Below are 15,580 nucleotides of genomic sequence, written 5' to 3' on the forward strand. Positions count from 1 at the left end.
TATTTTTTATCGATGAAAATTTTCTCTATAAAAAACGAGTCTTTAATACTCACTTTGATGGAAGCATTTTTTCTATGGTCTAGAATCTTATAGTAGAGAAAGTTTCGCTGTAATTAAACGTATTTCAAGGCAGCATATCGCACTTTTAGTAATTGGAGAATATTCAATTTAACAAGGTGTGTTAAGTTTATTTAGGGAAAAGTTATGAGTGAGAATAATAAGATAAAAGCATCGGATTTATTTGTTCAGGCACTGGCAGCTGAAGGAGTCGATCACATTTTTGCGGTACCTGGCGAAGAGAATTTGGACATGGTTGAATCCTTGCGTAACTCTTCTATTAAATTGGTATTAACTCGACATGAACAAGGTGCAGGTTTTATGGCTGCTACTTATGGTCGTCTTACCGGTAAAACGGGAGTGTGTATGGCAACCTTAGGACCAGGTGCCACCAATTTATCTACTCCTGCAGCTTATGCTCATTTAGGTGGCATGCCGTTACTGATGATCACCGGACAAAAGCCCATTAAAAAATCGAAGCAAGGCCAGTTTCAAATCATAGATGTGGTTGGCTTGTTTGATCCTATTTGCAAACTGTCTAAACAAATTGTGCACGGTGATACTATTCCTTCTTTAGTGCGTGAAGCATTTCGCCTGTCAGAAGAAGAGCGACCTGGCGCTGTGTTATTAGAGTTACCTGAAGATATTGCCGCTGAAGACTGTACTGAGCATGTGATGAAACCACATAAACGCTATTATGCTAGCCCGAGTGAGGTCAGTATTAAAGAGGCTGTTACCTTGATAAAAACTGCCAAAATGCCGCTGATTTTAATTGGCGCAGGTGCGAATCGTCAAAATGTTAGGGCAGCAATGTGTGATTTTGTTCATTCAACCCGTATTCCATTTTTTGTTACCCAAATGGGTAAAGGCGTTGTTGATGAACGCTCAAATTTATTTTTAGGCACCGCAGCGTTATCGGCGGGCGATTATTTGCATTGCGCAATTGAACGGGCAGATTTAATTATTAATATTGGCCATGATGTTATTGAAAAACCGCCATTTTTTATGGAAGAGGGTGGGAAGAAGGTTATTCATGTTAATTATAAGTCTGCGCAAGTTGATCAAGTCTATTTTCCACAGTTAGAAGTTATTGGTGATCTTGCTGCCTCTGTTGAAACATTGAAAGAAAAGCTTGGAGGGGAAGTTAAGTTTGATCGAAGTTATTTTGACATGATAAAGCATGCCATTGATGTGCATATTGAAGAAGGGGCAAATGATGCGCGTTTTCCTATCATTCCACAACGTTTTGTTGCTGATATACGCAAGGTGATGGGTGATAAAGATATTATTGCGTTAGACAACGGCATTTATAAAATTTGGTTTGCCCGTAATTATAAAGCGTATCAACCCAATACCGTTTTACTTGATAATGCACTTGCCACCATGGGGGCTGGTTTACCTTCAGCTATGATGGCGGCAATGCTCAACCCTAGCCAACGCGTGATGGCAATATGTGGTGACGGTGGCTTTATGATGAATTCACAAGAAATCGAAACGGCAATCCGTCTAGGGCTAAACTTAGTGGTAACTATTTTAAATGACAGTTCATATGGCATGATCCGTTGGAAGCAAGCCAGTGCAGGGTTTGAGGACTGGGGATTAGAATTTAATAATCCTGATTTTGTTAAATATGCTGAAAGTTATGGTGCAACAGGCCATCGTGTCACTTGTGCTGAAGATATTATCCCGACGTATGAGAAAGCATTTTCAACTGGGGGAGTTCACCTTGTTGAATTGCCTGTTGATTATTCTGAGAATCAAAAAGTATTAATTGATGAATTAGCGCAAAAAGTTTGTTTGATATAAGGCTTCATTGTTAAGAGGCAAACAAATTTTAACTTAGATTTGGAGGAAATATATCATGGACAATGTAGAACATAGCGATGTAGCAGAGAATAACAAGGTGCCTGAAACACTTGATGTTGTTAACCCGTATGATCAAACTTACATAGAGTCTATAGCAACAGTGATATGGGGTGATATTGATAAATATTTATCTACGGCTCATCAGCTCTATAAAGACTGTAATCAGTGGATTCCTGCATTTGAGCGCGTCAGTATTCTAAAAAAAGCAGCAGTACTTATCTCACAAAGAGCTGATGAATTAGCTTTTTTAATTGCCAATGAAGGCGGTAAACCGCTGGCCGATGCGCGAGTTGAAGTGACCAGAGCTATTGATGGCGTAGAGCTGTGCGCCAAAGAAATTTCAAAATTAATCGGTAGTCAAATTCCGATGGATTTAACCCAAGCGGGCGCAGGCAGAATAGCCTTTACTACCAAAGAGCCTATTGGGGTTGTTGTCGCTGTTTCTGCATTTAACCATCCGCTAAACTTAATTGTTCATCAGGTGGCTCCGGCTGTTGCGGCAGGTTGTCCTGTGTTAGTTAAACCTGCACGAGATACGCCATTATCCTGTAAAGCCTTTGTTGATATTTTGCATGAAGCAGGACTGCCACCGCAATGGTGTCGTTTTGTTGCCTGTGATATTTCAACCTCTGAAAAAATGATCACCGATCCTCGAGTCGCTTTTTTTAGTTTTATAGGCTCAGCTAACATTGGTTGGATGTTGCGCTCTAAGTTAGCACCCGGTACACGTTGTGCGTTAGAACATGGTGGAGTTGCCCCAGTAATTATTGATGAAAGTGCCGATATTGACGCTATGATCCCGAGCTTACTTAAAGGCGGATTTTATCATTCAGGGCAGGTGTGTGTGTCGGTACAGCGAATTTATGCCCCTAAAGACAAAGCAAAAAATATTGCGCAATTGTTAGCAGAGGGCGCAGCAAAACTTATTGTCGGTAATGCTATCGATGAGAAGACTGAATGTGGCCCGCTGATTCGACCTAAAGAAGTTGATCGCGTTGAAGAGTGGGTAGATGAAGCCGTGGCGGCAGGGGCAATTTTGATGACAGGAGGTAAACGCTTGGGTGAAAGCACTTATGCACCAACCGTGCTGTTTGAGCCGCCAGCTAATGCGAAAGTTTCAACCATGGAAATTTTTGGACCTGTTGTTTGCGTTTATGGTTATGATGATATTGACGAAGCTATTGAGCAAGCTAATTCATTAGATTATGCGTTCCAAGCTGCTGTATTTACCAAAAACCTCGATATTGCAACCAAGGCAATACGCGAATTAGACGCTACCGCTGTGATGGTGAATGACCATACCGCTTTTCGTGTTGATTGGATGCCTTTCGCTGGGCGCAAACACTCTGGTTATAATACTGGCGGTATTGCATACACCATGCATGATATGTCTCAGGATAAAATGGCAGTGATCAAGCTTTAAGCTTTATTCCTTCAAGCATGACTCCTTAAATTAAAGCCCTTAGGGCTTTTTTTTTGCAGTTGATCTTCTAGAACTTTGTTACGATTAATGATAAAACGACTTGTATATATGGAAATTCATATATACAATGTTTGTTATGTTGTTTTACACTTGATTTTTTATGGCAAATACAAACAGACAATCAGTTCTTTTTCTTTGTACGGGTAACTCTGCCAGATCACAAATGGCTGAAGCGTTACTAAAGCATAAAGCAGGTGATAGCTATGACGTCTATAGTGCAGGTACCCAACCTGAAACTATTGATAGTCGTGCAGTTGAGGCGATAGTCACGTTTGGCCTTGACGCTACAGGTTTAGTGTCTAAAAATGTCACGAGTTTTGCAGGTAAAGTATTTGATTACGTTATTACCCTCTGTGATAAAGCCAACAATGAATGCAGAAGTTATCCTAATGCGGTAAAGCAGTTAGCATGGGATTTTGCTGATCCAAAAGAACGCGCGGGCAATAATCCATTTTCTACCACCTTAGCCGAGCTAAACAATCGCTTGTCTATGTTTATCTTAGTTGAAAGAGAGACTGTTAATGCTGATAGCGACCCGAGTGTCACAAGTAGTGATAACGAACCGAGTCTACTTGCTGACTTTGATCCTATTTCTTTCTATAAAACCCTTACCGATAATATTCGTTTAAAAACAGTCATGTTAGCGCATTATCATGGTGAGCTTTGTGTGTGTGAGTTGATGGAAGCACTGGAAGAAGACAGTCAGCCTAAAGTATCCCGCAACCTTGCAGTGCTTAAAAAAGCAAAGGTGATAACCGATAGAAAACATGGACAATGGGTGTTTTATCGTATCAACCCTGAACTGCCACTATGGGCAAAGTCGGTGATTGCACAGACGACAGAAAATAATATTTTGCAGATATATACCGAGCTCCAGCGTTTAGCAACAATGCAAAATAGACCTGATAGAGCGAATTTTTGTAAATAATGAGTGTTAGGATTTAATCATGGGTATTTTTGAACGTTACTTATCAGTTTGGGTTGGAATGAGCATTGTTCTTGGTGTGGTATTAGGGTTATGGCAACCCGATGCTTTCCAGATGATTGCCGATTTTGAAATTGCTCACGTTAACATTGTCGTTGCCGTTTTCATTTGGGTGATGATTTATCCAATGATGGTGCAAATTGATTTTTCGGCAATAAAAGATGTTGGTAAAAACCCTAAAGGACTTGTACTAACTATTGTGATCAATTGGCTTATTAAGCCCTTTACCATGGCAGGCTTAGGCTGGTTATTTTTTAATTTTATTTTTGCCGATTTAGTTGATCCCGCATCAGCGCAAGAATACATTGCCGGCATGATTTTACTGGGTGTTGCGCCTTGTACTGCGATGGTCTTTGTGTGGTCACAATTAACCAAAGGCGATCCAAATTACACTTTAGTTCAAGTGTCAGTGAATGACGTTATTATGATCTTTGCCTTTGCGCCTATTTCTGCATTTTTACTGGGTGTTAGTGATATTCAAGTACCGTGGGAAACGCTGTTAATTTCGGTTGTTCTTTACGTTTTACTGCCTTTAATTGCAGGTGTATTAACTCGAAAGATATTAAATACAGGTCATGGTGGGCAGAAAGTGAATCAGCTGCTATCGACAATGAAACCTTGGTCGGTGATTGGATTGTTAGCAACGGTCATTCTATTGTTTGGCTTTCAGGCGAACACTATCGTATCTGAGCCTGAAACTATTGGGTTGATTGCCATTCCACTTATGCTCCAAACATACGGTATTTTCATCATTGCTTATTTAGCTGCTATATGGCTGAAATTACCACATAACATTGCAGCGCCTGCATGTTTGATCGGTACATCTAACTTTTTTGAATTGGCCGTCGCGGTAGCAATATCGCTGTTCGGCTTACACTCTGGTGCAGCCTTAGCGACGGTGGTAGGGGTACTTGTTGAAGTGCCTGTGATGTTGTCTTTAGTTTATATCATTAACCGTACATCACATTGGTTTGGCGCAAGCCAAGCACTAGAGGTAAAAACATCGACTAACACAACCCGTACAACTTAATTCTTTACTTTATGACTTTAGTGATGACCTTAAGTCATACAATTATGTTAAACCGCTTTAACGCAACTTTAGGACAGACTTATGACTATTAAAATTGGTATTAACGGTTTTGGCCGTATGGGACGTTTATCAATGCGTGCAGCATTTGATTGGGATGATATAGAAATTATTCACATTAATGATCCTGCCGGCAATGCAGAAACAATGGCACACCTGATGACATTCGATTCAATTCATGGCCGTTGGCATCATGAGGCAACACATGAAGATGATTCAATCATTATTAACGGTAAAAAAATTGCGTATAGCCAAAATACAGCGACTGCCGACACCGATTGGTCGCAGTGTGATGTAGTAATTGAAGCTTCGGGAAAAATAAAAACTAAAGCGTTATTACAAGCTTATCTTGTCCAAGGGGTAAAACGTGTTGTGGTGACTGCGCCAGTCAAAGAAGAAGGTGTATTGAATATTGTGATGGGCGTGAATGAAGAGCTGTACGATAAAGCCATTCATCCTATTGTGACGGCAGCGTCGTGTACCACGAATTGTCTAGCACCTGTGGTAAAAACGATCCATGAAAAGATAGGTATTAAGCACGGTTCAATGACAACTATTCATGACATCACCAATACACAAACCATTTTAGATGCGCCGCATAAAGATTTACGCAGAGCGCGTGCCTGTGGCATGAGTTTAATTCCAACAACTACAGGCTCTGCTACTGCGATTACCCATATTTTCCCTGAGCTTAAAGGCAAGTTAAATGGTCATGCGATACGAGTTCCTTTAGCTAATTCATCCATAACTGATTGTGTATTTGAGGTTGATCGTGATACCAGCGTTGAGGAAGTAAATCAGTTACTTAAACAAGCGGCTGAAGGTGAGTTAAAAGACATTATGGGCTATGAAGAACGTCCGTTGGTGTCAATTGATTATAAAACGGATCCCCGTTCAAGCATTATCGATGCGTTGTCTACTATGGTGGTAAATGATACTCAAGTTAAGCTTTATGTTTGGTATGACAATGAGTGGGGTTATGCCAATAGAACCGCTGAATTGGCTCGTATGGTTGGACTGGCGGACAAGGTTTAACTAATCATGGGGCTTTTATCACGCAAAGGGCTATCACCCTCCTTGTCTCCTCAAGTGAAGCAATACTTGGTGATAACAGGTAATTATTGGGCGTTTACCTTAACTGATGGTGCATTACGCATGCTTGTTGTGCTGTATTTTCATCAGTTAGGCTACAGTCCTTTCAATATTGCCATGCTGTTTTTATTTTATGAAATCTTTGGTGTTATCACTAACCTTATTGGCGGATGGTTAGGCGCGAGGCTTGGGTTAAATAAAACCATGAATATTGGTTTAGCCTTGCAGATAATCGCACTGGCTATGCTTGCTGTTCCTGCTGAAATGTTGACTGTGTTTTATGTCATGCTTGCTCAGGCATTATCAGGTATTGCTAAAGATCTGAATAAAATGAGTGCTAAAAGCTCAATTAAATTGCTGGTGCCTGAAGGCGCTGAAGGTAAGCTCTATCAATGGGTGGCTATTCTTACTGGCTCAAAAAATGCGTTGAAAGGTGTTGGCTTCTTTTTAGGTGGACTATTACTTACCTTACTTGAATTTAACGGTGCCATTATTTTAATGGCTTCACTGTTAACCATAGTGTGGTTATTTAGTTTACTCGCCTTAAAAGAAGACTTAGGTAAAGCGAAAAACAAACCAAAATTTAAAGACATATTCTCAAAAAGTGCGTCAATCAACATACTTTCTGCTGCACGGTTGTTCTTGTTTGGCGCGAGAGATGTTTGGTTTGTCGTCGCATTACCGGTGTTTTTAGCTGTCTCCTTTAATTGGGACCATTGGGGAGTAGGTGGCTTTATGGCAACTTGGATTATTGGTTATGGCCTTGTTCAATCTGCTGCGCCCTTAGTTACCAATAAAGGTACAAATAAAGCTGCAAAACACGGGACAGAAAAAGCTGAAGATAAGGTTACTTCAACACAACAAGGTAACCCTCCAACGGGCAGAGATGCGTTTTTATGGGCGAGTTATTTAACGCTAATACCGGCGGCTATTGCTTTAGCATTACATTTCAATTTTCACGTGCAAGCTTCCCTTATCATTGGTTTGTTAATCTTTGGCGGGGTATTCGCTATTAATTCGTCGCTGCATAGTTATCTTATTGTCAGCTATGCTGACAGTGATGGTGTATCTCTTGATGTTGGCTTTTATTATATGGCTAATGCCATGGGAAGGTTGATAGGAACAGTGCTTTCAGGGTGGGTCTATCAGAACTATGGCTTGGCAGCCTGTTTGTGGATATCCAGTGTTTTTGTGGCAACGGCTGCTTTGCTGTCGCTAAAACTGAAACATTAGTTAATTGTTTGATGATGACTTAGCAGTGTTAGTAAATCGAGCCGTAATAAAATGAGTTAAAGCGTAACACACCGATGTTTTATTCCAGCAAAGCTTGCTCCCACGCAAGCATGGCTGTTTTACGTTCAAGGCCCCAGCGATAATTACCCATGTCACCATTATGTTTAATGACGCGGTGGCATGGTATCAAATAAGCAATGCTATTATTTGCAAGGGCGCTGCCCACAGCCCTTGATGCTTTTGGCGATCCTATCAGTTGGGAAACTTGTGAATAAGATAGCTGCTGTGAGCTATGTGTATTAATTAATGCTTCCCAAACTTTTATTTGAAAGTTTGTGCCTTTGAGTAGCAAATGTATTTTTCCGCCTTCAAGCGAGGGTGAAAAAATGTTGTTAGCCTTTTTAGCTGCTTCCGCTGTGTTCAGTGTTAAACTGGCGTTGGGCCATTGCCGATATAACTCATCAATCACTGTTTTTTGCCTATCTTTTATAAACTGAAGGTAGCAAATCCCTCGTAAAGTCCAGCCTAAAACGGCTTCACCAAAAGGCGTTAAACAAATACCGTATTGAATCAAAACACCTTCACCACCGGTTTTTAACTCACCCGGTGTCATGCCTTCACATGTTACTAAGAGATCATGTAATCTCCCTGAGCCTGATAGTCCTATGGTATGACTGGCTTCAAGTAAGCTGTTGGTGCGCTGTAAAGCATCTAATGCTGCTTGTTTAGTAATAAACTGTAAAAAGCGTTTAGGTGAAATACCAGCCCACTGAGAAAAGACTCTTTGTAAATGGTGTTCACTCATGTGCACTGAAGCCGCAATATCGAGAAGTGTTGGCTGCTTATTAAAATTTTTATTGATAAAACGGATCGCTTTTTCAACAATTTGGTAGTGACGGTGTGACTCAAGGTTATCCATTTTTCAAAATCCTTTTTTTAAAGGCAGCTGCTGGCGAAAAGCCCGTCACAAACATGATACCCGTAATGACGAGTATTGAACCTATTAGCGTATTTAAGCCAATGACTTCATCTAAAAAGAGATGTCCCCATAAGATACCAAAGATAGGAATTAAAAAAGTAACCGTGAGCGCTGAAGGAGCGCCTAACTCAGCAATTAAGCGAAAATACAGTAAATAGGCTAATCCTGTACAGAATACCCCAAGTAGCATAACCGCGGTAAGAACATCAAAAGTAAAGCTCTCTCTGACGGGAAAAAAGGGTAATAAGGGCATAATGATAATAACTGACGCCCACATACTGCCATGAGCATTATCATAAGCCTTAACCTGTGGAGCATTTTTAGCGTAATTGGATGCAATGCCATAACATAATGCTGCCATCAAAGCGCAGGTTATAGGGAATACGGCACTTTCTCCTATTCTTAAACCTTCCATGCCGACCAAGACACTTACCCCAATACTACCTAAAACAAGCCCCATTGAAACCCGTTTGGTAAACATCTTTTTTGACAATACAGCGCCTATTATTGCAGCCCATATAGGTGCTGTAGAATTTAAAATGGCTAGGGTCGATACTGTTAAAAACTGAGCGGAATAAGCAAATAGTAAAAAAGGTAAGGCGGAATTAAACAAGCCTAATATAAAAAAGTGTTTGAAATTATCGGTAAATTTCAATGTGTTTTTAAGATAAATAGACACGAGTAGTAATGTAATAGCGGCAAAGGCGACTCTTACTTCAATAAGCACGACAGGCCCGAGTGGATTTGCAGCGATACGCATAAAAAGAAAAGAAGCGCCCCACAAAGCGGCTAAAACGAGTAATCGGATTAAGCTCATTGCTGACATAAAAGATCCTAAAACATAATAATATGTTAATTCTTAACCAAGGACGTTTGTTACTCAACCCGATTCTTGCGAACTTAATACTTATTTTGGTTATTTTATAAATTTAAAGCAGATTTTCTTAATGTTAACCGAAAGGTGGCTGTTTGATAAGATGACTTTGAACAATAAAGTGGGGGGGGGGGATTAGGCTCTAGCATAAATCACAAAACACAGCCCAATATGATCCTATGGTCTCATTAGATGCATTTTTGCGCCATCGAAGATAAAAAAATGAGGATAGCGATTTAAATGCGAACAAGGGGTAATAATAATAGCTTTTGCTATGCACTTTCTAGATAATCCACATTTTTTTAAACAGTGCCAACGTTGGTGCTGTTAACTGAGTGTTTTTCTATGCATGAAATTAGTGGTCGATGGCGACTGGGTTTATTTTTATCTCTTACTACAGCCATTTTATGGGGCGTTTTACCCATTGCTCTCAAAGGTTTATTACAATATATGGATGTGAATACTATTACTTGGTATCGCTTTCTTATTGCGGCAGTATTTTTAGGCGGATACCTTATCGTCACCAAACGAATACCTTCCTTATCGCCTCTAAAAAATAACCGCATAATGGTGTTAATGATACTTACCATTGCTGGGCTTTTAGCAAATTACATTTCTTATATGATAGGGCTGGAATTTACCTCGCCAGAAAGCACACAGGTAATGATCCAAATTGCGCCAATGTTATTGCTTATCGGCGGTGTGTATCTTTTTAAAGAAACCTTTAATGCTAAGCAAAAGATGGGATTGTTCACCTTTTTTTTAGGATTACTGCTATTTTTCAATCAACGATTTGAACAGTTACTTAATTTTCAGGGGGACTATGCGCTTGGTTTGTTCTTTGTTGTTCTGGCCGCCATTCTATGGGCTATTTATGCTTTAGCTCAGAAACAATTATTAAAACATTTTGCCTCAGAAGAGATCATGGTACTTATTTATATCGCGGGCACCTTGGCATTTTTACCTTCCTCAATACCTTCGCTAGTCCTCGAATTAGATACCGTTGGTTGGTTATTATTACTCTTTTGTGGGGCAAATACTCTTGTGGCTTATGGCGCTTTTGCAGAGGCACTTGAGCATTGGGAAGCATCACGAGTCAGTGCAACCTTAGCAATAACGCCCTTATTAACATTAATTTTTATGCAGATGACTAATTATATTTTACCTGGCGCAATTGATAATGAGCCCCTTAATACTATGAGTATTATTGGTGCGGTGATCTTAGTTATTGGCTCTGGTGTTACGGCATTGAGTAAAAATAGAAGCAAACAAGCGAAGTAGAAATTGCTGCGGTAATGGGTAATGATCTTACCGCTTTCACATTAATTTTTGACTAGACGTTAAGCCTCAATGTCGAGTTCGATAGATTGTTGACGACGATTGTGTGAGCGTCTGTCGTAGTAAACAAAATGTAGCTTTAACATTTTACGGCGTTCGCTATGGTGGCGATGCTCTTTTAAGTAGCAGCCATTTACTTCGACAGTGTTAATTACTTTGATATGTTCAATAGACTGACTCATGTTTGATAACCTCAGCGTTAGGGGTCGGTTAATATTCCTAAGTATCCAAGCTATAGCCCTAATTATAGTTTACTTTTCATGTTTTAATTTACTGGGGTTGAACCGCGCCAGAATATGAACGTCTGTATTAGCGTATTTATCAGGAATGAGTGCAGGGCTTTTGACCACGTTAATATAGCTTTCATCTGAGAAAACCGCTAGTTCACCTCAAAGGCATGTATTTAAAAAGGGGACTTTGATATAAAAATTTCAGCTCATCGATAAGGTCATCGATCGTAGCCACCCCTTAAATTCATCAAGTGTCATAACGGGAATACATGTTGAACTCTTTTAAAAAATTTATAATGTCTACCTGCGTAATTGGCGCTATGTTTAACAGTGCATGGGCAGAGAATGCTAGCTTTAATTTTTCGGTGACACCCATTGCCGATAATGTTTATAGCATCGTTTCACCATCATTTGGTTTGCCCACTCCTGAGAATAAAGGCTGGAATTCTAATAGTCATTTTGTTGTTACTGATAAAGGCGTGTTGTTATTTGATACCGGATCTTCTGAAATCATTGGTAACGAAATTAAAAAAGCGGTCAAATCTGTGACGGATAAACCTGTTCGTTGGGTGGTTAATTCTCATAGTCATGCCGATCATTGGTTGGGTAATGCAGGGTTTATCAATACCGGTGCTGAGTTTATTGCTAGTGAACGCGCGGTTAGGGTAATGAAAGAAGACGGAATGGGACCTGTGGATGCTTTTTCCCGCATGACGAAAGGAGCAACCGGAACCACGCATGTTAAATATCCGACTTTATTATTGTATCAAGGAGAAAAACGTAATGTTGGCGGGCTGGATGTTGAATTTATTTTCTCAAATGACGGCCATTCTCCAGGTGATGTTTTAATGTGGTTGCCCAAGCAGAAAATTATCTTTGGTGGCGATGTTTTAAGCTCGCAATGGATGCCGATTCTTACCTATCATGGCAATGTACCTCATCTGATTGAGACTCTTTATGCGGTAGCAAAATTGAATCCTGAGATAGTTCTAACGGGACATGGTCAAGCAACTTCAGGCAAGTCGATAATACGTGATGCCGATTTAATCGCGGGCGTATGGAAACTCGTAAAAGAGGGCTATGAAGAGAATAAAAAGCCCGGTGAAATTATGCGCGAGGTGAGCAATGAGTTGGGGCCAACATACAGACTCTTATACAATAATTTTGACTCAGAAATTAAACGATATGTTGAACTGATGTATAAAAGGCAGCAGTAAGGGTAGCTTGATTGTTAGTAAACGTGTAAAGGTATGCTAACAATCAAAAGTAGCAGCGTAAAGTTATCGTTTGTTTGCGCCATAGGGATTTAGGTTTTAGAGGATTTTTGACAAGTCTGTATTTTACTCTGTTCTTCTTCATCGCTAACTAGTACTTGTTTTAGCAGTTCCATACGTTGTTTCACGGCAACACCATAACTATGATCATCACCCCATACCTCAGATAATACATGCATTGATTCTCTATCATGCTCTGAAAATAATAGACCTGCGCGTTGAGCACTTTCTTTACTATTCCCGAGCAATTCTAGCGCTTCAACACCTAAACCTAGGGCTGACTCGAAGGTTTCTCGTTTAATCGTTTTTACGCCAATACGCATTAACTCATAGGCATGGTGGCGATCAATTGCACGGGCAACAATTTGTAAGTTAGGGTAATGTTTTTGGGCGAGTTGGGCTATTTCAATGATTTTATCGGCATCGTCAATGGCGATGACTAATAATTGTGCTTCTTGTGCGCCTGAAGCTGCTAATAAGTCTTTTCGTGCAGCATCACCATAAAAGACTTTGTTGCCAAATTTTTTCAGCAGCTCTATTTGCGTTGGACTGTGATCTAAAATTGACAAGTGGTAGCCTTGAGAGCCAAGTAGACGACCGATTATTTGCCCAAAACGACCATAACCAGCAATGATAACGCTTTTGGTTGCTTCAATGTCTTCTGGTTTATCAAATTCTCTGGCGTTTTCTGGCTCTTTATCGAGTACTTTTTCATAGAATATCAATAACACAGGCGCCATCAGCATTGAAATGGCCACCACTAAAGTGGTTATTTTACTTTGTTCTGGTGTGAGTATCTGTAAGCTAGAGGTGAGTGATAGCAGCACAAAAGCAAACTCGCCTCCTTGTGCTAAGGCTAGCGTAAAGAGTAACTTCTGCCTTTTTCCCATGTTAAATAAAATAGATAACACGAATAACACAATGGCTTTAATGGCAATTAACGATACGACAAATAAAGTCACTACGGCCATCTCTTCAAACAATAATGGAAAGTCTATTGAAGCGCCAACGGTAATAAAAAATAAGCCAAGTAACAGCCCTTTGAATGGTTCAATGTCAACTTCTAGTTCGTGTCTAAATTCACTTTCGGCTAAAACCACTCCGGCTAAAAACGTTCCTAGCGCAGGTGATAGCCCTATTTTTTGCATGATTACCGCAATGATAATGACAAGAAATAAAGCAAAGACGGTAAACAACTCTCGTAAGCGTGTCTCGGCGATATAACGAAATAAAGGGGCAGAAACATACTTACCCGCCAATATAATTGCCGTAATTACACCGACTGATATGGCTGTTTGAATATACACCGGCAAATGTTCTATTAAGTTCTCGTGAGGGCCTGAGTCGCTAATGTTGTCACTAAATGCTAATAATGGGACTAAGGCCAAAATAGGGATAACCGCAATATCTTGAAAAAGTAATACGGAGAAAGCGTTTTGACCCGCTTCTTGTTTTATCCAACCTTTTTCATTTAATGTCTGTAAAACAATGGCGGTCGATGAAAGGGCTAACATCAAACCTATAGCAAGCGAGGTCTGCCACGCCAGTGATAAAATGGTATAACAGGCCGCCGAAATTAATAGAGTTGTTATCACAACTTGCAAGCCGCCTAAGCCAATAATTGAATGCCTCAACTTCCACAAACGAGAAGGCTGTAATTCAAGACCGACTAAAAATAGCATCATTACAACACCGAATTCGGCAAAATGCATTACATCAGTTTGATCGCCCACTAAGCCCAACAAAAAAGGCCCAATCAAAATACCTGCTAGCAAGTAACCTAATACAGAGCCTAGGCCGATACGTTTAGCTATGGGCACGGCAATGATTGCCGCGGCGAGATATATCACAGCCATTTCTAACATCGCTTACTCCTGATAGGTTTGTTTTTGTTCATCTGAGCCATGCAGACTTTGTTATTAATACTATGAACAATAGTAGCTTGATTTATGGGGATTAATTTAAATTTTTACTGTTAACATCATTTTAAAGTGAAATTATAGTCTGGATTGAAGGCACTATGGCTTTATGTGACCCTAATCGGAGGTTATGCGGCAGCGCAGTTATCACAGTAACCATCCTAATAACATGTAAGACGGTTTGTTTATTGGCGGGTATAGCTTTCACTTTTTAATCACGTTTAAATCTATTTTTCATTATTTTTATAATTTATCTTACTTCTTACTTCTTGCTTTAAGCAGAGTTTTCAATATCGCTATCTTAATGATTAATTTTGATATTCTGTTGGAATGGCCGCGTTACCGATACATTGATTATTTGGAAAAATTTTGTACTGATAATAATACTTACCATCATCATCTCTACTTGTTACTCCTTTGATCAGAATAAACCCATGATGATATAAGCAATCGATAACATCTTGAGGCATTGAAACAACAAAAATACTGACTAGTTTTGTTAATTCTTCTTTTGAATTAAAAGCGTCATCCCAATACCATTTCGTAGTAAAAATCTCTTTATTAAATTTAGCTCTATAGGGTTCACTTATATTCTGATCTTGGATGATGGGCAGTGAAATATGCCAGTCATCTTGAGTAAGTTCACTCATTGCATTATCAAATCTCGTTTTTGGGGGTAAGTTGACATTTTGTGACATATTTTTGAGCATCTTAAATTCGCTAAAAAATTGATTAAACAATGCCGCTAAGTCAGCACTTCTTCCTTCAATTGCATATAGCTCTATGAGGGTATCAATCTCGGTTGCTATAGATTTTGGATAGCGTTTTTGCTGCTTAGCTTTTTTTAACCATTTCCCTAAAAAGATATTTTCACTGACAGGGCGATAAGTAACTTTGCCGATATTTTGCTCTGAGGTAAGTGCGATCAATCCACCTAAAATCAAATTATAGAGATCGGTTGATTTGTTAAATTGTAGTTCTTTCATTAAGGTCGATTTTTCTGCTTACTGGATCATTAGATAAAACTCACTTAAGCGAATATCAAGCCAATTTTAAAATTTAAGTAAGCGGTTGATAATATTGTAAATACTTTTTATTCCAAAATGAATGGGCAGTCAAATGAGTACAATTCTACTCATATATATATTTCAATGGGTAGATTT

The 15,580-nt window shown here is 39.6% G+C and carries 13 protein-coding genes; 8 read left to right on the top strand and 5 right to left on the bottom strand.

Annotation, left to right across the window (positions count from 1 at the left end; translation table 11 throughout):
- Positions 1-222 precede the first annotated feature (222 nt).
- The 6 genes from ND2E_RS01265 to arsJ all read left to right on the top strand — a co-directional run bounded on the left by ND2E_RS01265 (position 223) and on the right by arsJ (position 7,803).
- Positions 223-1,863 carry an acetolactate synthase large subunit gene (locus ND2E_RS01265; RefSeq protein ID WP_263281893.1) on the top strand — a complete coding sequence of 547 codons (1,641 nt, stop codon included), beginning with the start codon at positions 223-225 and terminating at the stop codon, positions 1,861-1,863.
- 55 nt (positions 1,864-1,918) lie between these two features.
- Positions 1,919-3,346, top strand: a complete 1,428-nt coding sequence (locus tag ND2E_RS01260) for an aldehyde dehydrogenase family protein (protein WP_052057029.1) — start codon at positions 1,919-1,921, stop codon at positions 3,344-3,346.
- A 160-nt stretch (positions 3,347-3,506) separates the two neighbouring features.
- Positions 3,507-4,334 (top strand): metalloregulator ArsR/SmtB family transcription factor, encoded by an 828-nt coding sequence (locus tag ND2E_RS01255; RefSeq protein WP_033095831.1) that lies wholly within the window; start codon positions 3,507-3,509, stop codon positions 4,332-4,334.
- A gap of 19 nt (positions 4,335-4,353) precedes the next feature.
- Positions 4,354-5,421, top strand: a complete 1,068-nt coding sequence (gene arsB / locus ND2E_RS01250) for an ACR3 family arsenite efflux transporter (protein ID WP_052057031.1) — start codon at positions 4,354-4,356, stop codon at positions 5,419-5,421.
- Positions 5,422-5,502: 81 nt separating this feature from the next.
- On the top strand, positions 5,503-6,513 hold the full coding sequence (locus tag ND2E_RS01245) for an ArsJ-associated glyceraldehyde-3-phosphate dehydrogenase (protein ID WP_033095832.1): 1,011 nt from the start codon (positions 5,503-5,505) through the stop codon (positions 6,511-6,513).
- A 6-nt stretch (positions 6,514-6,519) separates the two neighbouring features.
- A complete protein-coding gene (arsJ, locus tag ND2E_RS01240; protein ID WP_033095833.1) occupies positions 6,520-7,803 on the top strand; it encodes an organoarsenical effux MFS transporter ArsJ in 1,284 nt (427 codons plus the stop codon).
- Between the two features lie 79 nt (positions 7,804-7,882).
- On the opposite strand, the gene ND2E_RS01235 is transcribed toward arsJ, so the two are convergent.
- Both ND2E_RS01235 and ND2E_RS01230 read right to left on the bottom strand, forming a co-directional pair.
- Positions 7,883-8,722, bottom strand: a complete 840-nt coding sequence (locus tag ND2E_RS01235; RefSeq protein WP_033095834.1) for a methylated-DNA--[protein]-cysteine S-methyltransferase — start codon at positions 8,720-8,722, stop codon at positions 7,883-7,885.
- The gene (locus tag ND2E_RS01230; protein ID WP_223303712.1) at positions 8,715-9,608 is read right to left on the bottom strand and encodes a DMT family transporter; all 894 of its coding nucleotides are present in this window, start codon (positions 9,606-9,608) and stop codon (positions 8,715-8,717) included. Before ND2E_RS01230 ends, ND2E_RS01235 begins: the two co-directional genes overlap by 8 nt.
- 393 nt (positions 9,609-10,001) lie before the next feature.
- Here ND2E_RS01230 and ND2E_RS01225 point away from each other — a divergent pair, with 393 nt between their 5' ends.
- Positions 10,002-10,937, top strand: coding sequence for a DMT family transporter (locus ND2E_RS01225; protein WP_033095835.1), 936 nt, complete (start codon positions 10,002-10,004; stop codon positions 10,935-10,937).
- A gap of 59 nt (positions 10,938-10,996) precedes the next feature.
- On the opposite strand, the gene ND2E_RS01220 is transcribed toward ND2E_RS01225, so the two are convergent.
- The gene (locus ND2E_RS01220) at positions 10,997-11,176 is read right to left on the bottom strand and encodes a hypothetical protein (protein ID WP_033095836.1); all 180 of its coding nucleotides are present in this window, start codon (positions 11,174-11,176) and stop codon (positions 10,997-10,999) included.
- Positions 11,177-11,520: 344 nt separating this feature from the next.
- Between ND2E_RS01220 and ND2E_RS01215 the strand changes: the two genes are divergently transcribed.
- A complete protein-coding gene (locus ND2E_RS01215; protein ID WP_223303713.1) occupies positions 11,521-12,441 on the top strand; it encodes an MBL fold metallo-hydrolase in 921 nt (306 codons plus the stop codon).
- A gap of 89 nt (positions 12,442-12,530) precedes the next feature.
- Here ND2E_RS01215 and ND2E_RS01210 read toward each other — a convergent pair whose 3' ends face one another.
- Together ND2E_RS01210 and ND2E_RS01205 are read right to left on the bottom strand one after the other, a co-directional pair.
- Positions 12,531-14,363, bottom strand: coding sequence for a monovalent cation:proton antiporter-2 (CPA2) family protein (locus ND2E_RS01210; RefSeq protein ID WP_033095838.1), 1,833 nt, complete (start codon positions 14,361-14,363; stop codon positions 12,531-12,533).
- A gap of 362 nt (positions 14,364-14,725) precedes the next feature.
- On the bottom strand, positions 14,726-15,403 hold the full coding sequence (locus tag ND2E_RS01205) for a DUF2913 family protein (RefSeq protein ID WP_033095839.1): 678 nt from the start codon (positions 15,401-15,403) through the stop codon (positions 14,726-14,728).
- Positions 15,404-15,580 lie beyond the last annotated feature (177 nt).

The organism is Colwellia psychrerythraea, from assembly GCF_000764225.1.
In the GTDB taxonomy this organism is placed as follows: Bacteria; Pseudomonadota; Gammaproteobacteria; order Enterobacterales; family Alteromonadaceae; genus Colwellia; species Colwellia psychrerythraea_D.